The 18,248-nt window shown below is 63.8% G+C and carries 19 protein-coding genes and 1 tRNA gene; 10 read left to right on the top strand and 10 right to left on the bottom strand.

The window, feature by feature from the left end; genetic code table 11:
* The first annotated feature begins 449 nt into the window (after nt 1-449).
* Complete coding sequence (locus tag VFB33_02705) at nt 450-866, top strand: c-type cytochrome (GenBank protein HZO80578.1); 417 nt, start codon at nt 450-452, stop codon at nt 864-866.
* A gap of 45 nt (nt 867-911) precedes the next feature.
* Here the strand turns inward: VFB33_02705 and VFB33_02700 are convergent, their stop codons facing one another.
* Complete coding sequence (locus tag VFB33_02700; protein ID HZO80577.1) at nt 912-1,979, bottom strand: LLM class flavin-dependent oxidoreductase; 1,068 nt, start codon at nt 1,977-1,979, stop codon at nt 912-914.
* Between the two features lie 190 nt (nt 1,980-2,169).
* Here VFB33_02700 and VFB33_02695 point away from each other — a divergent pair, with 190 nt between their 5' ends.
* The 5 genes from VFB33_02695 to VFB33_02675 all read left to right on the top strand — a co-directional run bounded on the left by VFB33_02695 (nt 2,170) and on the right by VFB33_02675 (nt 6,164).
* A complete protein-coding gene (locus VFB33_02695) occupies nt 2,170-2,934 on the top strand; it encodes a crotonase/enoyl-CoA hydratase family protein (protein HZO80576.1) in 765 nt (254 codons plus the stop codon).
* A gap of 143 nt (nt 2,935-3,077) precedes the next feature.
* Nucleotides 3,078-3,605: a nuclear transport factor 2 family protein gene (locus tag VFB33_02690; GenBank protein ID HZO80575.1), complete on the top strand. Its 528-nt coding sequence runs from the start codon at nt 3,078-3,080 to the stop codon at nt 3,603-3,605.
* A gap of 97 nt (nt 3,606-3,702) precedes the next feature.
* Nucleotides 3,703-4,908, top strand: a complete 1,206-nt coding sequence (locus tag VFB33_02685; protein HZO80574.1) for an amine dehydrogenase large subunit — start codon at nt 3,703-3,705, stop codon at nt 4,906-4,908.
* 37 nt (nt 4,909-4,945) lie between these two features.
* Entirely contained in the window at nt 4,946-5,443 is a 498-nt protein-coding gene (locus tag VFB33_02680) for a methylamine dehydrogenase light chain (GenBank protein HZO80573.1), read from the top strand.
* 58 nt (nt 5,444-5,501) lie between these two features.
* Nucleotides 5,502-6,164 carry a hypothetical protein gene (locus VFB33_02675; GenBank protein ID HZO80572.1) on the top strand — a complete coding sequence of 221 codons (663 nt, stop codon included), beginning with the start codon at nt 5,502-5,504 and terminating at the stop codon, nt 6,162-6,164.
* Nucleotides 6,165-6,260: 96 nt separating this feature from the next.
* Here the strand turns inward: VFB33_02675 and VFB33_02670 are convergent, their stop codons facing one another.
* The 4 genes from VFB33_02670 to VFB33_02655 all read right to left on the bottom strand — a co-directional run bounded on the left by VFB33_02670 (nt 6,261) and on the right by VFB33_02655 (nt 9,949).
* A complete protein-coding gene (locus VFB33_02670) occupies nt 6,261-6,851 on the bottom strand; it encodes a VOC family protein (protein HZO80571.1) in 591 nt (196 codons plus the stop codon).
* A gap of 91 nt (nt 6,852-6,942) precedes the next feature.
* Nucleotides 6,943-7,749: a DUF4412 domain-containing protein gene (locus VFB33_02665; protein ID HZO80570.1), complete on the bottom strand. Its 807-nt coding sequence runs from the start codon at nt 7,747-7,749 to the stop codon at nt 6,943-6,945.
* On the bottom strand, nt 7,746-8,786 hold the full coding sequence (locus VFB33_02660) for a lysylphosphatidylglycerol synthase domain-containing protein (protein ID HZO80569.1): 1,041 nt from the start codon (nt 8,784-8,786) through the stop codon (nt 7,746-7,748). The genes VFB33_02665 and VFB33_02660 overlap by 4 nt, the downstream gene beginning before the upstream one ends.
* Nucleotides 8,787-8,899: 113 nt before the next feature.
* Complete coding sequence (locus VFB33_02655) at nt 8,900-9,949, bottom strand: DUF933 domain-containing protein (GenBank protein HZO80568.1); 1,050 nt, start codon at nt 9,947-9,949, stop codon at nt 8,900-8,902.
* A 109-nt stretch (nt 9,950-10,058) separates the two neighbouring features.
* Here VFB33_02655 and VFB33_02650 point away from each other — a divergent pair, with 109 nt between their 5' ends.
* The 4 genes from VFB33_02650 (at nt 10,059) to VFB33_02635 (ending at nt 13,755) form a co-directional block, all read left to right on the top strand.
* Nucleotides 10,059-11,339 carry a hypothetical protein gene (locus VFB33_02650; protein HZO80567.1) on the top strand — a complete coding sequence of 427 codons (1,281 nt, stop codon included), beginning with the start codon at nt 10,059-10,061 and terminating at the stop codon, nt 11,337-11,339.
* 189 nt (nt 11,340-11,528) lie between these two features.
* Nucleotides 11,529-11,604, top strand: a tRNA-Thr gene (locus VFB33_02645).
* A gap of 289 nt (nt 11,605-11,893) precedes the next feature.
* On the top strand, nt 11,894-12,538 hold the full coding sequence (locus tag VFB33_02640; GenBank protein ID HZO80566.1) for a hypothetical protein: 645 nt from the start codon (nt 11,894-11,896) through the stop codon (nt 12,536-12,538).
* Between the two features lie 332 nt (nt 12,539-12,870).
* Nucleotides 12,871-13,755, top strand: a complete 885-nt coding sequence (locus VFB33_02635) for a hypothetical protein (protein ID HZO80565.1) — start codon at nt 12,871-12,873, stop codon at nt 13,753-13,755.
* Nucleotides 13,756-13,889: 134 nt separating this feature from the next.
* Here the strand turns inward: VFB33_02635 and VFB33_02630 are convergent, their stop codons facing one another.
* The 5 genes from VFB33_02630 to VFB33_02610 all read right to left on the bottom strand — a co-directional run.
* Entirely contained in the window at nt 13,890-14,429 is a 540-nt protein-coding gene (locus VFB33_02630; protein HZO80564.1) for a Fic family protein, read from the bottom strand.
* Between the two features lie 9 nt (nt 14,430-14,438).
* Nucleotides 14,439-14,675 carry a hypothetical protein gene (locus VFB33_02625; GenBank protein HZO80563.1) on the bottom strand — a complete coding sequence of 79 codons (237 nt, stop codon included), beginning with the start codon at nt 14,673-14,675 and terminating at the stop codon, nt 14,439-14,441.
* A 43-nt stretch (nt 14,676-14,718) separates the two neighbouring features.
* Nucleotides 14,719-15,774: a site-specific integrase gene (locus VFB33_02620; protein HZO80562.1), complete on the bottom strand. Its 1,056-nt coding sequence runs from the start codon at nt 15,772-15,774 to the stop codon at nt 14,719-14,721.
* A 196-nt stretch (nt 15,775-15,970) separates the two neighbouring features.
* Nucleotides 15,971-16,282, bottom strand: a complete 312-nt coding sequence (locus VFB33_02615; GenBank protein HZO80561.1) for a hypothetical protein — start codon at nt 16,280-16,282, stop codon at nt 15,971-15,973.
* 1,149 nt (nt 16,283-17,431) lie between these two features.
* Nucleotides 17,432-18,248: zincin-like metallopeptidase domain-containing protein (locus VFB33_02610; GenBank protein HZO80560.1), on the bottom strand; the 817-nt coding region annotated here is incomplete at its 5' end.

The following is an 18,248-nucleotide window of genomic DNA, read 5'->3' as shown; positions in this document are numbered from 1 at the left end:
CTCGGCGATCTCGTCCAAGGCTAGCATGCGCGCGGCGCGTTGTGATCGCTCGGCCGCTACCAGCGCCTGACGCGGCCCGCTAACTTTAGCTCGCACCTTAAGCGATCGGCTGCCAAGCGCCGATAGCGGTGCGCTTCGAAAACGCCAGTAAAAGCGCCTCGCCTACCCCGGCATCGGGCTTGCTCTTAGCCCTGCGTGGTCAATTCCTCAGGCAAACGGGTGGGCGAAGGTTATGAATCAAGGGCAACGTGTCGGGCGCGAAGTCCGGACTTGGCTGGAGACCTACGGCGCGGCGGTAGCCCTGGCGCTGGGGCTAATCGTCGCGGCTTGGTTCGCAATGGCAAAATAAAACTCGACTGAACATGGCCCCCGTGCATAACTCGTGGTACGGCGACGAGTCTTCGTGCAAACGGAGACCGGAGCTGAGTACACCGAGCTTCGGGGGGCTTATGCATCGACTGGGGCAAGCATGCGTAGTTGCCGGCCTGACCTTGGCGCTCGCGCTGCCGACGGCGCGCGCCGCGTGGGCGCAGGGAGCGGGAGGCGGCGCCGTTTCCGGCAGGGAGGAGTACGTTAACAGTTGCGGCGCCTGCCACGGCCCGGATGGCCGCGGCGACGGCGTGATCGCCGGCTTTCTCAAGAACAAGCCCGCCGATTTGACCGCGCTGGCGCGCCAAAACCGCGGCGAGTTTCCGCAAAAGAAGCTCGAGGCCTTTATCGACGGCACCCAGATGATTGGCCCACACGGCGCGCGCGAGATGCCCGTATGGGGGCGCGAGTTCGTGGCCGAAGGGAGCAGTCCCGAACAGGCCAAGGCGCGTATCGCCGCCCTGATCGAGTACATCAAGTCGATCCAGGAGAAATAGTGTTGCTCGGGCGCGCCGCCGGTGCGGTCACACTCGCGTCGGCGCTCAACGCATCGCCCGCATGATTTCGCGCGCGAAGGTCCGCAGCGTGCGCTGGTTGTCCACCACCGGCTGGATCGCGACCTGCCGGATACCCGCCTTGCGCATCGCCGCGATCGACTCCAAAATCTCCTCGCGCGTGCCGGTCAGCGTGGTCGCGCGAATCATGCGCTCGCTGACCAGCGCTTCGTGCTCTTTGCGGAAGCCGCGCAGGTAGCCCGCGTAGAGCTTGAGGTGGCGCGTCTCGACCGGCTCGTTCTCGACCCGGTAGGCGCTGGCGAAGGCGGTGATGTCGTCGCGCAGCTCCGCCGGCAGCTCGCTCTTGTCGGGCGCGGCGAGCGCGAAGATGTTCGATGAGGAGGATACGAACGGGCCGACCGCGCGGCGCACCTCGCTCGACTCCAGTTTCTGGCCCGGGCGGGTCAGATGAAAGGCCGTCATGCACAGCGCGTAGATGCTCGAAACCCGGCGCTTGGCGCGCTCGGCGCCCGTGCGCACGCGGTCCATCACGAAGCCGATTAGCTGCGGACTCACCGCGCCGAACAGGATCACGCCGTCGGCCAGTTCGCCGGCCAGCTCCAGGCTGCGCGGCCCGCTGGCGGCAACGTAGATCGGAATCCTGCGCCGGATATTGATCACGCCGCTGTTGGGGTTGAGGAAGCGGATCATGCGGCGGCGTTCGCCCTCCTGGTAGGGCACGGTCTTGCCCGCGAGCAGGCCACGGCAGATCTCGATATGCTCGCGCAGCTGATCGACCCGCGCCGCCGGCATCCCCAGCGTCCGCCGCGCGGTGTTGCCGGTGCCGATCCCGAGGATCACGCGGCCCGGGGCGAGCGCGTTGATCGTGGCCACCCCACAGGCCGTGACCGGCGCGATGCGCGAGAGCGGGTTGGTGACGCCGGGTCCGATGATGATCCGGCGGGTGTTGGCCGCGCACAGGGCGAGCGCAGCATAGACCTCGCTGCCGAGCATCTGCGAGTCGTACAACCAGGCGTGGGAAAAGCCCAGCTTCTCAGCCACGGCGACATCTTTGTAGGCGTCAGGGGTCGCGAAGAACACGCAGCCAAAGTCCATTGCGCACCTCGTCCGGCGATTACCCGCAGGGGGTCCGTATGCGGCCGCGCGGAGCGTCGAGCACTGGCACGCGGCCGGCCGCGATATTTGGCTTCGTTTTTATGCTTGGTGGATGCTTTGCAGTCAACAGTTGAGGCGTGCCGATTGTGCCGACGACGCCGGTCGGATGAAATCGTGCCGGAGGTGCACCATGAGCCAGGTCAGTTTCGAGGCCGAAGGGCGGATTGCGATCGTGACCATCAACCGGCCCGAGGTCCGCAACGCGGTCGATCGGCCAACCGCCGACGCTCTGGCCGCGGCGTTTCGCCGCTTCGAGGGCGACGACGCGCTGGCGGTCGCGATCCTGACCGGCGCCGGCGGATGCTTTTGCGCTGGCGCCGATCTCAAGGCGGTCGCGACTGACAAGGGTAACCGGCTCGTTGAGGACGGCGACGGACCGCTGGGATGCACGAGGATGCTGCTCGACAAGCCCGTGATCGCGGCGGTCGAGGGCTATGCGGTGGCAGGTGGGCTCGAGCTGGCGCTGTGGTGCGACCTGCGGGTCGCCGCGCGCGACGCCGTCTTCGGCGTGTTCTGCCGGCGATGGGGCGTGCCGTTGGTGGACGGCGGCACGGTCCGGCTGCCGCGGCTTGTCGGGATGAGCCGTGCAATGGACATGATTCTGAGCGGGCGTGGTGTGAGCGGCGAGGAGGCGCTGGCGATGGGGCTGGCAAACCGGCTCGCCGAACCGGGCGGCGCGCTCGCCGCCGCCAAGGAGTTGGCCCTCCAGCTCGCCGCCTTCCCGCAGCGATGCCTGCGCAGCGACCGCCTTTCGACTTACGAGGCGTGGACGCTGCCGCTGGTGGACGCGATGCGCAACGAGTTCCGCCACGGAAAGGCGACCGTCGAGTCGGGCGAGACGCGCGCGGGCGCGGCGCGCTTCGCCGCCGGCGCGGGCCGCCACGGCGGGTTCTGAGGCCGTCTGCGTCTCGCCGCAGAACCCGCCACCCCCGCGGATGCCGTGGCGCAAGGATGCGGGGGTGTTTGACCTTCGCGCGGATGCCGCAATATCCTCGCCTTCCGGCTTCGGTAGCGGGCCGTCGGACGGAGGTGGCGTCCATGGACGCGGACAAGGCCAACCGGCTCTTGCGCGAGCTGGCGGACAAGCAGGAAATCCACGAAGTCCTGATGCGCTATTGCCGCGGGATCGACCGCTGCGACGCGGAACTGCTGCGCAGCGTGTACCATCCCGACGCCAGCGACAACCACGGCCTGTTCGTCGGCAAGGCGGTGGATTTCATCCGGTGGGCGCTCGAGGGCCTCAAGCGCGACCTCAGCACCAAGCACTACGTCACCAACGAGCTGGTCGAACTGCGCGGCGACGTCGCCCACGTCGAAAGCTACCTGCTCGCGATACATCATCGCACGGCCCGCGAGGGCGGCCTGGTTGACCTGGTGATGGCCGGGCGCTACGTCGACCGGTTCGAGCGCCGCAACGGCGAGTGGAAGATCGCCGACCGCAAGGTCATCCTCGACTGGGCGCGCATCGATCCGGTCGGGAAGAGCTTCTCGGTCGAGAAGTTTCTCAACGGCAGGCGATCGCGCGAGGATGAAGTTTACCGCCGTCCGTGGGGCGATGCGGATTGACCATTCGCGGAGAAAGCTTGCGAGCTTCGTCTGATGTGAACCACTGAAGCAAACGATCCGGCTGAGCTGCCAGCGCCGGGAGTCGGGAGATTGCGCAATGCTCAATTGCTTACGGCCGAGGACGTTGCTGCTGGCCTTGCTGTTTCTCGTTGGCGCGGCGGCCGCCTTCGCTCAGGTTCCCACCAGCCCGAGCACCCAGTTCCCCTATACGGGGCCGCCCACCGAGGGCGTCAGCGTGCTCAAGATGCCCGCGCCCGGTAGGCATTGGGCCTTCATCATGGCGCCGCTGTACGGCAACTTCCTCGTCTCGCAGATTTATGTAATCGACGGCGATTCGGCGAAGATCCTCGGGATGATGACCGGGGGATTGCTCTCGACCGCCGCAGTGTCGCCCGACCGCAGCCGTATCTACGTCGCCGACACCTTCTTTTCGCGCGGGACGCGCGGCGCGCGCACCGACGTCGTCACGATCTACGATACGAAGACGCTTGCACCGACGGGCGAAGTGGTTATTCCACCGCGGCGGCTGCTCGCCGCTCCCGATAACCTGCAATTGAAGGCGACTTCGGACGGGCGCTTGCTGCTGGTCGCCAATATGACGCCTGCGACCAGCGTCACCGTGATCGACACCGCGGGTGACAAAGTGGTCGGGGAGATTCCCACTCCCGGCTGTCCGGAGTTCCAGCTCGTCGGCGCGCGCCGTTTCGTTTCGCTCTGCGGCGACGGCGCGATGCTCAGTGTCGGTTTCGACGACGCCGGAAAAGTGCGCTCCGAGAAACGAAGCAAGCCGTTTTTCGATCCTGAGAAGGACCCCGTCTATGCATATCCGGCGATCATCGGCACCGAGAATTATTACGTGACCTATCACGGAATGGTTCATCCGATGGATGTGGCGAGCGATCCGCCCGTCGCCGGTGCTTCCTGGTCGCTGGTCAGCGATCAGGAAAAGGCGCAAGGATGGCGGCCGGGCGGGGCGCAGCCGTTCTGGGGCCATTCCGCAAGCGGCCTCATCTATATCCTGATGCATCAGGGCGGCGAGTGGACCCATAAGCAGCCGGGCGCAGAGGTCTGGGTATTCAGGGCCAAAGACCACAGGCGAGTTCAGCGGCTGACGCTTCCCGAAGCCGCCTCTTCGATTTACGTGTCCTCGGACAAACAGCCGCTGATTTTCGCCGCGACGCCGACCGACGTCTTGCAGTTCGGCGCCAAGCCGTTCACGCTCCAGGTGCTGGCGGCCGACGGGCGCTACCTTGGAAAGATCGACCAACTGGGCGGCTTTCCAGCCGCCATCTTCGGCCTGTAGCATCACCACCGCAGGCTATATGGAGGAGGCGGCTACCATGGACGCTTTGGTTGAGCAACTGGCCCGGAACCTGGCCCAGCGTACTTCGCGCCGGCGACTGCTCGGCCTGCTCGGCAAGGCGCTGCTCGGCGGGATGGCGCTGCCCTTGCTGCCGGTGGCGCGCGTGAGGTCGGCGGCGGCGGCGCAGGAGCCCGGAGATCCGATGACGTGTGACTATTGGCGCTACTGCGGCTTCGACGGGAATCTCTGCTCGTGCTGCGGCGGCGGGATTACGGACTGCCCGCCGGGATCGGTGATGTCGCCGACTGGCTGGGTCGGTACGTGCAAGCATCCGGTGGACGGCAAAGACTATATAATCGCCTACCGCGATTGCTGCGGAAAGGAATTGTGCGGCCGCTGCGCCTGCCATGGCGACAAAGGCGACATCCCTATCTATCGCACCCAGCTCGACAACGAAGTGTTATGGTGCTTCGGAGTGAAGAGCGGATGGGCGGTGAATTGCACCACAGCCGTAAATCTGGGCGCCAAGATGTGAGAGCGGGGGATTTCCACCGCTCGCTCCGATAAACTGGCTATGCGGAGGTGGTATTGCGATGGACCGCGAATTCGAATTCAAACAGCTCCTGCGCGCTTATCGCAGCGGGATAATCGGTGAGACAGCGTTCGAACAGGAGATGGCGCGGTTGGAGGCCGGCGGCGAGACGCCGAGCAACGGCGCCGCCGGCGGTTTCCGCGCCTTCGGCCGCGCTTATAAGTCCGAGCGCGCCGCGATCGTGAGCTTCATCGACAAGGCCCGCGCGGCCGAGGCCAACGGCGCGGAGGCCTTCAGGCGATGGGCCGAGGTCTGCACCACCGAATGTATCCGCAGCGGGCTCAGGATGGTGGCCGAGCGCGAGGCCTATCACGCGCGGGTGTTCGAGCAGCGGATGGGCGACCTGGGCGCAGAGCAGCGCGCCGGGGCGACCGAGGAGGGGCGCAGGTTCAGCGCGATCCTCGGCGATCCCAAGCGCGCGGACAACGAAAAGCTGCTGCACTTCGTGCGCCTGGTGGGCGACGCGGAAGCGGCGGTGAAGCCGATCCGCGAATTCGCCGCGCTGCTCTGCGAGGACCTCGAAACCAAGGAAATGCTGCGGCTGTTCGCCGAGGACGAGTGCTCCACCGTGCAGTGGGTGCACGACGCCTGCGCGGCGCTCAACACGCCCGCGACAGAGACGGCGCCCGCCGTCGCGTCGGCGCGCCGCGCCCGCCACGCATAGGGCGGCTTCGCGCGCCCGGAATCATTGCTCTGGAGTAGCCCGCCGGTGCTTCGTGGATGAGCGGGAACGGCGGGCCGTCGCCCTTGGCGGAGCGCGTCAGGCCTGGCGCGGGTGCGGCTTGGCTTCGGCGCGCCACTCGTTATTAGTGCTGCGGTCGCCGGCCAGCCACTTGCGCAGATCGTCGTGCGCGGAGGCCGCGCGCTTGGCCGCGATTTTCCGGGCCTCGGGATGGTCAACGGTAAATTCGAGATTCAACCCATTGGGGTCGGTGACGTAGAGCGACACGCAATAGCCATGGTTGATCACCATGGTCGCGTGGCCCGCCGCGTTGAGTCGCCGCTCGATTTCCTGCTGGCCGGCGGCGTCGGGCAGCTTGAGCGCGAGATGGACAAAGGGCGAGTGCGGTCCGTAGTGGGCGAACTTCTCGTGCTGGCGCGGATCGGCGAACTGGAAGAAGGCCAGCGCGCCGCCGTCGGCGATCTGGAAGAAGAGATGGCAGTAGTAGAGTTCGTCCTCGCCGAACACCTTGTCGCATTCGCGCCAGGCCGCGACCAGCGGCCAGCCGAGCACGTCCTCGTAGAACCTGCGGGTCTGCTCGAGGTCCCGGCAGACGTAGGCCGAATGATGCAGCCGCACGGGAATCGTATCGGGCTTGCCGCGCTCGCCGTTGGAGGGTGTGTTAGCCATCCCGTCCGTCCTCGCAAAATTGGTATTTCGCGCGCCATCGCCGGCGCCGACGCTGTGGCGATGCCGTTGCGGACTGTACCTTGTCCCGCGCCTACTCGGGCACCTTGATCGGCGGCGCGGTCCGCGCCCCCGCAGTGCCCGGGTTTCCCGCTTTGGGCATCGTCGGTGCCGGCGGAGCGCCGCGGCGCTCGTAGCCTGCCGGCGCCTGGAAGGTGTCGGCGGGAAGCTCGCGAGTCGCAACCTTTATAACCTCGGTCTTGGTGGTCTGCGGCCCCTGCTTGGCCATCATCTCCTTCAGTCGCGTGGCCTGTGCGGAGGGAAGGCCGGGGATCGCGAAGTCCCCGCTCATCGTTCGCGTCGAGACCATCGTCAGCGGAATCCCGTCGGGCATCGCGCCCGCCATCGCCTTGGCGGCTTGCAGCCGCTTGGCCATCGCCTTGGTGAATTCGCTGAACTCGGCGGCGCCCGGCGCGCTGTTGGAGAAGCAGGCGGTCGTCGTCACGGCGGCGATCATGGTTTTGCCGGCGCCGGCGTACTCGGAGCAACTGTAGCCAATCACCTTGGATTGCTTGCCGGTCTTCTTGAAATTGAGGTTGAGCTCGCTGGACGTGTTCGCCGCCATCATCGTGTGCGGCGGAAACGGCATCTCGGCAAACACCTTCTGGCCGGGGTCGATCAGGATCATGGTGCCCTTGTCGAGGTCGATGACGACGGAGTTGCGCTCACTCACCAGCTTTTCCTTGTGGCCCTGCACCATCAACTCGCGAGTATGGGTCACGGAGGGCCCGTTGGCCTGCGAATTGGTGACCTGCTCATCGATCACGACTCCGGCGTGCGCAGCGCCGCCAGCGCTCGCGGCCAGCGCCAGGCCGGCAATCATCGCGGCGATCCGTTTCATAGCGATTGTTCCCCTCGCGCGCTACTGATTTCCAGAACTCCCTGCGTCCTGCCCTGTTCGCGATCGGCGCGCTCAACGACCAGCCGATGCAGAGTCAGGCTCGACAGTCCGAACATTACCCAGATCATTTCCTTGAAGCGGCGCAGCAGGCCGACTGCGAAGCCGACATCGGCCGGGTAACCGAGCATCGCCATCACCAGCGCCTTGCCGCCCTCTTGGCTGACCAGCTTGGCCGGTATCACGAAGGTGGCACGTTCAATGAGCTGGCCCAGCACTTCGACGAGCAGCGCCACCTCCCAGTTCGCCGGCTCACGCAAGAGGACGAGCAGAATATAAATCTCTATTGGCCCGAGGCTCCAGGCAAAAAGATAGCAAAGACAGGCGGCCGCCAACCGCCAGCGATGATGGGCGTAAAAGTCGAGCAGATGCGCATCAGCCTCCGCCGCCGCCACGCGCACCTCTTCGTTGTTGATTCGCGAAAGGTCCAGCCGCACCGCGGCGCGCCACAGGTAAGAAAACGGCCGCTTCATCTGGACGTAGAAAAAGCCCGCCGCCAGCGCGATCGCCAGCCCGAGGCCGCCCAGTGCCGGCCACAGCAGATGGTGGAATTCGGCCTCGAACGGCAGCACCGCTGCCATCCCGCCCGCGATGAAGCTGACCTGCCCCAGCATCTCGGCCAGCGAGGCAACGATCACGGTGGCCAGCCCGGCCGCCATCCGCAGCTTGCGCCGCACCATCATCGCCATCACGAACTGTCCGCCGATCTGCGCCGACGGCGTGACGTAATCCACCGCCTCGCCGGCAATCCGCGCGGCGAACAGCTCGCCGAAGCCCAGCCCGCGCGGACAATCGTCGATCGTGACGCGCCACCCGAGCGTGTTGGCCGCCCGCGCCAGCCCCTCCAGGCTGACCGTGAGCACGAGGCCCCATCCGGCCAGCCGGATGTAATGAAAGACATCGGCCCATCCGAATCGCCGCAGGAACCAGGCGTAAAAGCCCAGCGCGAGCAGGACGATCAGGGTTTCAACACGTCGCATCAGTTACAGGAATCGCCGCATGCGGGCCGGGGCGCGGCGCGGATGCATTCTTTCAGCGCCGCCCGCCCGAGGCAAGCCGCCCCGGCGCGCCCGCGCATCGCCGGCCACGCCGCTTAGACCTTGAATCGCACGTGGATGATGTCGCCGTCGCACATCACGTAATCCCGACCCTCCAGCCGCAGTTTGCCCGCCTCGCGGACCTTGGCGTCCGAGCGCAGCGCGGCGAAGTCCTCGAAGCTCACCACCTCGGCGCGGATGAAGCCGCGGGCGATATCGCTGTGGATGCGGCCGGCCGCGTCCAGCGCCGTCGCTCCGCGCGGCAGCGGCCATGCGTGCGCCTCGGGCTCGCCCGCGGTGTAGAAGGTGATCAGCCCCAGCGCGCGGTAGAGCGCGCTGACGAGCCGGTCGCGCGCGGGCGCCGCAAGCCCCGCCGCGCTCAGCAGCTCGCGCTGCCCCTCGGCGTCGAGCTCCCACAGCTCGGCCTCGAACGCCGCGGCGAGCACGAACAGCTCCATCCCGTGCGTCGCAGCCGCCGCCGCGGCCTCCGGCGCGGGCGGCGCGCCGGCGCGCTCGGCGTCGCAGTTGACCACGACCAGCGCGGGCTTGCGCGAGAGCAGGCCGAAGCTTGCGAAGGTCGCCAGCTCCTGCGCAGTCATCTCGAGAGCGCGCAGCGGCTTGCCTTCTTCGAGCCATCCGATACAACGCTTCAGCGTCGCGCGCTCGAACTCGGCTGCGGGGTTGCGCTCCTTGAGCAGGCGCTCGTGCCGGCGCTCGGCCTGGTCGAGGTCGGCGAACACCAGCTCGGCCTCGATCGCCGCCAGCGCGCCCGGCAGCGCGGCCCGGTTGCCGGCGAAATCGGGGATCACGATAAGCAGCGCGTCGAGGTCGCGGATGAGCGGGAGCAGGCTGGGGTCGAGCGCCGCGCCCTCCTTCTGCTCCTTGGGGTTGGGTGCGAAGTCGAACACCGTGAGCTCGACCTGCACCTTTTTCTTCGAGCCGTAGGTGCGCGCCAGAAAATCCAGCCGCTCGTCGGCGACCTTGATCTGGCCGGGGCGCGCGCGATTGCGCGGGTCGCTCGGCCCGGGCAGCGGCGCCAGCCCGGTGAGCGCGTGGAACACCGTCGATTTGCCCACGCCGCGCGCGCCGATAATTCCTGTCTTCAAACCGCTCGCTCCTGAAACCTCCAGCCTTGCACATCGGGCAGGGCGACGAAAGCGAGCTTGCGGCGCGGCCCCGATGTGCTAATCAGCAGGGCGACGGAGGTGCTCCGCGATGTCCCAGGCGCCGGCCGACTACCAGGCTCGCTATCCCATCGACTTCGCCGACCTCGACCCCGCGGTGCGCCAGCGCGTGGTCCAGCTCTACGCGGCCGACGGCGGCAAGGCGCGGGCCATCCTCTACCGTCCGCCGCGCGGCGAGCCGCGCACGGTAATCCTGATCGCGCATCCGCGCGGCGACTTCGCCCAGCACTACTCGATCCCGTACTGGGTTGGGGCTGGCTTCGCCGCCTGCGCGCTCAACACGCGCTATCTCAACAACGACTCGATGATGCTGCACGAGAACCTGTTGCTCGACCTCGCCGCGGGCATCCGGTTTTTGCGCGAGGAGGAGGGCTTCGAGCGGATCGTGATGCTGGGGAATTCGGGCGGCGGCTCGCTGTTCGCCTACTACCACGCGCAGGCGAGCACGGTGGCGGGTGAGCGCGTCGCCGCGCCGCCCGGCGGCGGCCCGCCCGATCTCAACCGCTTCGAGCTTCCAGCGGCCGACGCGCTCATCCTGCTCGCCGCGCATCCGGGGCAGGGGATGGTCCTGATGGGGGCGCTCGATCCGGCGGTGGTTGACGAAAACGATCCGTTCGCAAGCGACCCCGAGCTCGACATGTACGACGAGCGCAACGGCTACCGTCCGCCGCCCGCGCCGAGCCGCTACGCGCCGCAATGGCTGGAGCGCTACCGCGCCGCCCAGCGCGCCCGCGTCGCGCGGCTCGACGCGATCGCGCACCGCCACATCGCCGAGGCGCGCAACGCCCGCGCGGCGACCCGCGCCGACAGCTTCGCCGCGATGCCGGCCGAGTACCGCAACTTCATGCAGCGGCGCGCGATGAATCCGCGGATCATGGTGATCTACCGCACGCTCGCCAATCCCAACTATCTCGACCTCACGCTGGAGCCCTCGGAGCGCGCGCTCGGCTCGATCTTCGCCGCGCGTCCGGACCTCTTCAACTACCATGCCTTCGGCCTTTCGCGCGTGGTCACGCCCCAGGCGTGGCTCTCGACCTGGTCGGGGCTGTCGTCAAATGCGAACCTTATCCGCAATCTGCCGCGCGTGGCGGTGCCGACGCTGGTGGTGGGCGCGATGGCGGATCAGGACATCTTCATCTCCGACGCGCGCGCTGAGCTGGCGGCCTCGGGCGCGGCCGACAAGCGGCTGGAGTTCATCGACGGCGCCGACCACTTCATGCGCGCCGGCGGGCTCAAGGCGCACCTGGGGGATCCGCGCCCGCGCCTGATGAAGCTCCTGTGCGAATGGACGCGCGAGCGCTTTGCCCCCTAGTCGGGCGCACGGTCTCAGTGAAGTGGAACTTTGTCGTGCCGGGGCCCTTGCGCCCGCAGGGGGTTGGCTTCACCGGGACGGCGCGCGCCGACGCGATGCGATGGTGACGCTGCAAGTCACGGTCGCGAACGGCGAGAATCTCTTTAACCAGCGCGGCGGCTGGGCTAATCTCGAAGCTCGCCGGCGGGAGCCACCCTAGCTCAGCTGGTAGAGCAGCTGATTCGTAATCAGCAGGTCGTCGGTTCGAATCCGACGGGTGGCTCCAGAAAACCCAAAGACTTCAAAGGTTTTTTCTATCATTTAGATAGCCACTCCGTCGAACTGCCGCTGATTGTCCGAAAACTGTCCGAATTTGTCAAGAGTGACCGCCATTTCCGGTCCTGCAGGGTGCGAATGATGGACCCGCCGCAGGGCATGAGACGCGCCGATGCTTCCCTCACCCCCTGGCGCTGGTTCCCTTGAGTGTCGCGTCCTTGTCACGTTCTTCAAAGTCATCGGTTCCATTTAACTACAGGTTTTGCCCGAGGAGATTCGCTAGCTTAGAATCTGCGACAATGAAACCGAACTTCGAAGGTTGGACGATCGTGGTCGCTGGGCTCTGGAACGTTAGAATTTTCACACCGGCTTGGGTGGCGAAGAACGCTTTTGGTGCGAAGGAAATTCAAACGGAGATCAGGTTTGGCGCACCTGCACCTAGCGTCTTAGAACCCGTTAGTTTGAGATACCAGTCCGGGGCATTGGTCCTGCTACCTGCGCATGATCGGCTTATCGTTGGCATGAGCTCGTCCGAAGATGAAGTCCTGCTTCAAGCAGAAACTGTGGCCCTTCGGATCGTCCGTAGCCTTCCGCACACTCCGATCAGCGCGTTTGGTGTGAATTTCTCCTTCATCGAAGACGAGCCGCCTAGCGAAGCGATCGCAATCTTTAGGCTTCCCGACACACCCATAATTCAGTATGAAATCCTGCACACCGAAATAACGAGGAAGCTCCGACTTGAGAGCAGCGTTCTTAACCTGAAGCACGCATTCGATCAAAAGACTCTCCGACTGGAATTCAACTTCCACCATGACACTCCGATGGGGGCCGACCAAGTTGTACAGCAATTGCCTGGCTCGGTGATCGCCTCCAAAGGCATCGCGCACAAAGTCCTAAAGGCGTACAAGTTCGACATGGGAGATGAGAATGAAAACGCCAACTAGCGGAGCCGTTGAAACAGACATAACCCAAGCTCCTGCTGACGATCGCAGCTACCGGCCTATACAGCAACGAGTGACGACATTTGTGATTCGAACCTCCAGCGGAATCACTCCCACTATGCCTGCAGCGAATGTAATCGTGCACGGCGTTGTCGCTCCGTCCGCGACAATCACAATTCCTTACAACCGAGAGAAAGAAGATAGGAGGACTGCAAATCGGATCGCCAATTCTCCTTCTGTCGCTTCTGGAACTTCTACGGCTACTCCACAAGAGCCCAGTCAGCGGGCTGCCATAACTCCTAACGATTAGTGCATTATTTGACTATCAACTTGCCATGAGTGTGCCGGAACCCTCTGCGTATCATTTTACTTATCGCTTGCCCAATAGCACAGATCTTGAGCAGGGCGATTTGCTTTCCAAAGAAGGCCTGTCGCAGATCTTGGCTATTGTACATCCGCATTATCTAGGCGACGAGTATACGCATTTCCTCGTTCTTACCCAGTCTTGTGACCTGGTGAGGCGTGCTGGTAAATGTAAGACGAGGTACATAACGCTGGCAGCTGTCCGGCCCGTGGAAATCGTGCTTCAGCGAGAGGTTGAGAAATATCAGGACGAATTCGCCAAGAAAGGGATGGTTTGTTCGCGAAACAAACGCCAGCTACTCGAGAATTTCTTGGAGCGACTTCTCAACAACAATGAGCCGGAATATTTCTTCCTGCGAAAGGAAGACGCTGTAGGTTTGCACGATGATTCGTGCGCGTTCCTGCGACTATCGATCTCTATTCGAGCATACCAACATTATGACTCTTGCCTGACCGCCCGGGTTGTGTCTCTAACCCCGCAATTTCAGGCGAAGCTTGGATGGCTTGTGGGTAACATGTACTCTCGGATCGGTACAGAGGACTGGGTGCCGCAGTATACAACTAAAGAACAATTCCATTCCCTTATCACAGCTATACTCGATCAGCTGTGCCTATGGGTTGACGATGCGAAACTGCGCCGCGCACGAACGACCGCTTCGTTCAGCTTAGACTCGTACGATACCGCAACTATCAGAAGCCTGATAGAGTCGGCGGCGGTCCCTAGCCGGCGAGATCGGATTTTGGAATGCGTCGAGACGGTTCTTCATGAGCTAGGACTAGTAACGGAAGAGGATATTCTGAAGAAATTTCGCAGGCGCCTGATAAATGATCCTGTTTTCGCCGCTAGCGTAAAGTGATGATCGGCACGTGTCTCGTGAGTGAAGCCAAGCGTTTGCCGACACATAGAAATCTGTTGTCACGGTATGCCGCGCGCGAGCAGGTTTTGAGCGTCCGAGCTCTGTGACTCATTCCCGATCCACCTGAAATAGAGTCAAATACGGGTGATAGGAGAAGCGACGATTGCGCTTTCGGCCAGTTGTTTCGCGCAAAGACCGACCGTCTCAAGTTGGCGTGCCAGACTATTCGCGTTCGCGAATGACAGGCCAGTGATCTCCATGATGGTCGGCACGGAAACGATCGGAGGGAAATAGATGCGCTCCAAGAGCTGTAACGCTTTCCCCGACGCGCGGCCCAAGCGGTTCAGGATCACCTCGCGATGCTCCTCGCGGATCTTCACGATCCGGCGAGCATTCACGGTTGCCTCTTCGGCGACTTGAGCCACGCCCTGCAGGAAGAACTTGAGCCAGCCTTCCCAATCTCCACGATCGCGGACCGCTTGCAGACGGTCGTAGTACTCCGCCCGGTTAAGCTTGAAGTAATGAGATAGGTATAGCAGCGGGCATTTCACGATCTCCTTTTCGCACAGCAGAAAGGTGATCAGCAGGCGCCCGACTCTTCCGTTTCCGTCGAGGAAAGGATGAATGGTCTCGAACTGCGAATGAGCGATCCCCACCTTGATGAGCGCCGGCATTGGATGTTCCTAGTGCAAGAACTTCTCAAAGTTGTCGAGCGCCTGTCGCATCTCATGTGGCGGCGGCGGCGCATATCGCGCGTTTGCCAGCGTCGAACCGGGCGGGTCAACGCAGTTCTGCGAATGTCGAAACTCGCCAGGATTACGCTCGGCACCTCTGACGCCCTGCGTCAGCTTCTCATGTAAGTCGCGGGTCAGCCGGAGCGATACGGGCAGCTTCTTCTCCAAGCGTTTGAGGTGGTTCATCGCAGCCACGGCGTCGCGAAAGAGGCCCTCGGCCTTCGGACAGTCAGCCTTTCCGATGATCCGCGATCGGCGTCACCTTCGGCTGAACTGGCTGGGCACCGAGGTGCGCCTGCAGACGCTCGGCAGCCGCGGCGAGGTCGGCTTCGCTGACGATGTTATACCGGTCAAAGACGCTCCGGGTCTTGTGGCCCGATAATGCCATCGCCACACGGTCCGGAATACCCGCCCTCACCATGTTGCGCACCGCAGTGCGGCGCAGGTCGTGCACCAACACTTTGCCTACGCCGGCGCGCTTACAGGCGGTCGCCCATGCCCGTTTGAAATCTCCGACAGGCTGGCCGTCGAGATGGAATACGTACGGGCAGTCGAGACGGCGATTCGCATTCGCGCGTTCGATAATCTCAAGCAGCTCCCCCGACAGGGGCAACACACGGCCGTCCTTGTTTTTGCTGACCGACGGCCTGAGGCGCACGATGCGTCCGGCAAGATCCACGTCGCGCCACTCAAGGGCCTTCATCTCGCCGACCCGCCAGCCCGACAGGTAGAGGAACGTGATCGGGTCTTTCAGATACTGCGGCAGATGATCGCGGAGTGCCACAAAGACGCCGTGATCGACAAAGCCCTCACGCGCGTTGTTCTCCTCGAGCAGGGGAATATGCGGGGCGTAGCGAAGTCGTCCCGATTCGAGCGCCAGCTTGAACATCCGCTTGAGGGCGGCAAGCTCGCGGTTGATGCTGGCATTGGCGGCGCCCTGGCGCTGCCGATCTGCTGCGTATTTCTTGATCCGCTCGGTCGTGATGTCCACGGCGCGATCCAGCGCAAACCGCGCCTTCAGGTGTTTGATCGAAAGCCGGACGGAGCGAATCGATCGCAACCGATTGACCTCGTAGTCGGTAAGAAGTGCCTCTGCCAGGTCCTCGAATGTGACACGCTCCTCGACCGGACCGATCAATTTTCCGTTCGCCGCTTCGCCGATGCGCTGCTTGAGGAGCTTGAGCGCCTGAGCCTCGTTCGTCGACCGCGAACTCTCCCGGTGCTCCTTCCCGCGATAGCAGTAAGCGATCCAGTAAACTGAGCCGCGCTTGAAAACGCGGCCCATCCCTCTCAATGATTTCTGTTCCTTCGCTCTCAACCCGTGCAAACGTTCCCGGCCGTGAAATTCGAGCGCGCGCCCAACCATATCCGTCCGGCGACGCTCCGCGCCGGCGCGAGCGACGCATCCCGGCGAAACTCGCGCTGCCACAATAGATCAACGTTTGAGGAGCGGTCGTGTCAACCGCACGGCGATTGAATTCTCAACGGCTTTTGCCGCGAATGAATTCGTCCATCCCGAGCTCCGAAAAGCGGAGTAGTCTGCCGCACCGCACTGTGAACGGAAGCTCCTTGTGGTGGCGGTATAGCCAGTCGGCGTTGACGCCGAACTTCTCTGCCGCCTCCTTCACGGGGAGCAACCGCTCGTCGTGTCCTGTTTTGCGATGTGCTGGAACGTCGTCGCGAAGGAGATCGACTTCATGTGCGCACAAGATGTTTAGCGCGGCGATCGCCTGCATCCTCAAGACCCGCGTGATATGCGCATCGAGCACCCCTACTCTTTCAGGGTCAGCCACCAACTCCTCCAGCCTCGGGACTCCGAACAGTCCCGCCCCGCCCGACCTGCGCGGCACACGGGCCAACGACTGACTGGCCCTGGTCCGCATACTTCACCTCTCCGGTCGGCATGTTTGACCGAGTTACGCGGCGGCTCCCCTCCCTGTGAAAAGCGCAGCCGTTCGATCCGAATCGGAAATCTCGCAGTCGACCATCACCGCGTCGTGCAAGCGCGGTCTCGAAATGAAAGGCGCGAGCGCGTTGCAGCAGTGAGCGGCGGTAGATCATTGCTAACTGCGAGTCGTAACCTGAGGTGATGTACGGCAGATTTTAGTGACCTTCTTCTCTTTTGACCAGAACAAAAAGTCGAATTTCACGTCCGCTGGGGCCTCGCGCTGTGGAACGTTATAACGGTCAATCGTCACATAATTTTCGCCGTGCATGCCACGTTGACCAGAGGGTTCCGCGCAGGCACGTCCTATTCCTAAATTTTTTTTCTCCTTCCGAATGTCGCGCCGACCCTTAGACGGTCGAACTTCCCCTACGCTTGCGGTCTCCGTCGGCTTCGTTGCCTCCTCTTGACTTTGTACCTAAACGAGACGGTCGCGATGGTAAGGCGAAACGCGTGCAGTTCGTGCGAAGTCGAGGTGCTCGATATGCGCGATCCGGCGGTCGCGGCGCGGGCGAAGAGCCTCGGCGTTCGCACTGTCCCGGCGATCGTGATCGACGGCAGGCTCGCCGCATGCTGCACCCGCGCAGGTCCCGAGGAATCCACGCTCAGGGTCGGCCGCTGTCGGCACAGTGCTTCCGTAAGTAATCGTGGCCATGCTCTGCTCGGGCTGCCCTCGTGGGGCTTGCAAGTCAGGCGCGCGGGCAGGGCTTTATGCCGCTGGTGCTTGCGGCAGTCGCAGACGCAGCGATCGTGGTTGGCAAGTTCGTGTTGGATTTAAGTGCGGCGACCCACGCGGGCGTCGCGCTGCTGCTTCTTACCTCGCTGCTCAGCGTGACCCGCGGCCGCCAAGTGTCGAGCGTCTGCTCTGGATGCGTATCGAATCCAGATGCAGAACCGACTGGCCGCGCTGCGTCAGGCCGGTAATGCGTAGACTACAACTACTTTCAAGGCTGAGGACTAGCGGCGGCCGAGCGGAAGGCTCGGCCGCCGCGCGCGTTTACTCGGCGGGAGTCCGATTCAGGATGTAATCGGCGGCTTTCTGCGCCTGGGCCACTGCCTGAACGATCAATCTGCGATCGTCGCGCAGGCGCTGAAGCCAGCCGGCAACGTAAGCCGCCTGATTCTGGATGACCGCGTTCGAGATTCCGGCTTCGGCGCACAGAAACGCGGCTGAAAGCTCCGCCACAAGCTCCTCGCGGCTGTACACGGCGGTGCCGAACGGCGCCACTTCGGTTATTCCTTCGCGCCCGAGCCGCTTTTGGTGGCCGGTCGAATGACTCAATTCGTGCAGCGTGGTTGCCGCGTCCTCGGCGGCCGACTCGAACAGCTCTCTCGGCGGTAGCGTGACGCGATCCGTGATCGGCGAATAGCAGGCTTTCGAGCCCGCGCGCACGATCTCGGGCGGGTTCGGCATTCCGGCGACAATCTTCTCCACCGCTTCGATCGGATCCTGCTGATGAATCTCGATCTTCGGCAGCTTATCGAGTACTGCTTGCGGCAGGTCGCATTGTTCGAGGTTCCAAACTCGATAGAACCTAAGCACGAACCGGCGGCGGTTCTTTTCCTCCTTCGGCTCGACGTCGAGGTCTTCCGTCTCGCTCTGCTTCGCGTCGTGGATCTTCCAGAAAGTCACGATCGTGCTCTCCTCGCCTCTACGGATCGATCCGCCAAGGTGGTTTGCCTGGCGCATCGTCAGCCAGAAGGGCGATACGAATTTCGACGCCGAAAGCAAAAAGTGGTTGATGCCTAGATACGGCTTCTTGGTGATCAGATTGCGGGGCAACCCCGTCGAGGTCCACGGCCGGCGCCACGGC

Source organism: Candidatus Binataceae bacterium (assembly GCA_035650475.1).
Lineage (GTDB): Bacteria > Desulfobacterota > Binatia > Binatales > Binataceae > JAKAVN01.
Note: the sequence above shows the minus strand (reverse complement) of the source record. Positions and strands in the feature narration are given on the sequence as shown.

Excerpts from the sequence above, each read along its gene's own strand:
- VFB33_02705 (HZO80578.1), top strand. The coding sequence starts at position 450 with ATGCATCGACTGGGGCAAGCATGCGTAGTTGCCGGCCTGACCTTGGCG.
- VFB33_02700 (HZO80577.1), bottom strand. The coding sequence starts at position 1,979 with ATGGACTTTGGCTGCGTGTTCTTCGCGACCCCTGACGCCTACAAAGAT.
- VFB33_02695 (HZO80576.1), top strand. The coding sequence starts at position 2,170 with ATGAGCCAGGTCAGTTTCGAGGCCGAAGGGCGGATTGCGATCGTGACC.
- VFB33_02690 (HZO80575.1), top strand. The coding sequence starts at position 3,078 with ATGGACGCGGACAAGGCCAACCGGCTCTTGCGCGAGCTGGCGGACAAG.
- VFB33_02685 (HZO80574.1), top strand. The coding sequence starts at position 3,703 with ATGCTCAATTGCTTACGGCCGAGGACGTTGCTGCTGGCCTTGCTGTTT.
- VFB33_02680 (HZO80573.1), top strand. The coding sequence starts at position 4,946 with ATGGACGCTTTGGTTGAGCAACTGGCCCGGAACCTGGCCCAGCGTACT.
- VFB33_02675 (HZO80572.1), top strand. The coding sequence starts at position 5,502 with ATGGACCGCGAATTCGAATTCAAACAGCTCCTGCGCGCTTATCGCAGC.
- VFB33_02670 (HZO80571.1), bottom strand. The coding sequence starts at position 6,851 with ATGGCTAACACACCCTCCAACGGCGAGCGCGGCAAGCCCGATACGATT.
- VFB33_02665 (HZO80570.1), bottom strand. The coding sequence starts at position 7,749 with ATGAAACGGATCGCCGCGATGATTGCCGGCCTGGCGCTGGCCGCGAGC.
- VFB33_02660 (HZO80569.1), bottom strand. The coding sequence starts at position 8,786 with ATGCGACGTGTTGAAACCCTGATCGTCCTGCTCGCGCTGGGCTTTTAC.
- VFB33_02650 (HZO80567.1), top strand. The coding sequence starts at position 10,059 with ATGTCCCAGGCGCCGGCCGACTACCAGGCTCGCTATCCCATCGACTTC.
- VFB33_02640 (HZO80566.1), top strand. The coding sequence starts at position 11,894 with ATGAAACCGAACTTCGAAGGTTGGACGATCGTGGTCGCTGGGCTCTGG.
- VFB33_02635 (HZO80565.1), top strand. The coding sequence starts at position 12,871 with ATGAGTGTGCCGGAACCCTCTGCGTATCATTTTACTTATCGCTTGCCC.
- VFB33_02630 (HZO80564.1), bottom strand. The coding sequence starts at position 14,429 with ATGCCGGCGCTCATCAAGGTGGGGATCGCTCATTCGCAGTTCGAGACC.
- VFB33_02625 (HZO80563.1), bottom strand. The coding sequence starts at position 14,675 with ATGAACCACCTCAAACGCTTGGAGAAGAAGCTGCCCGTATCGCTCCGG.
- VFB33_02620 (HZO80562.1), bottom strand. The coding sequence starts at position 15,774 with ATGGGCCGCGTTTTCAAGCGCGGCTCAGTTTACTGGATCGCTTACTGC.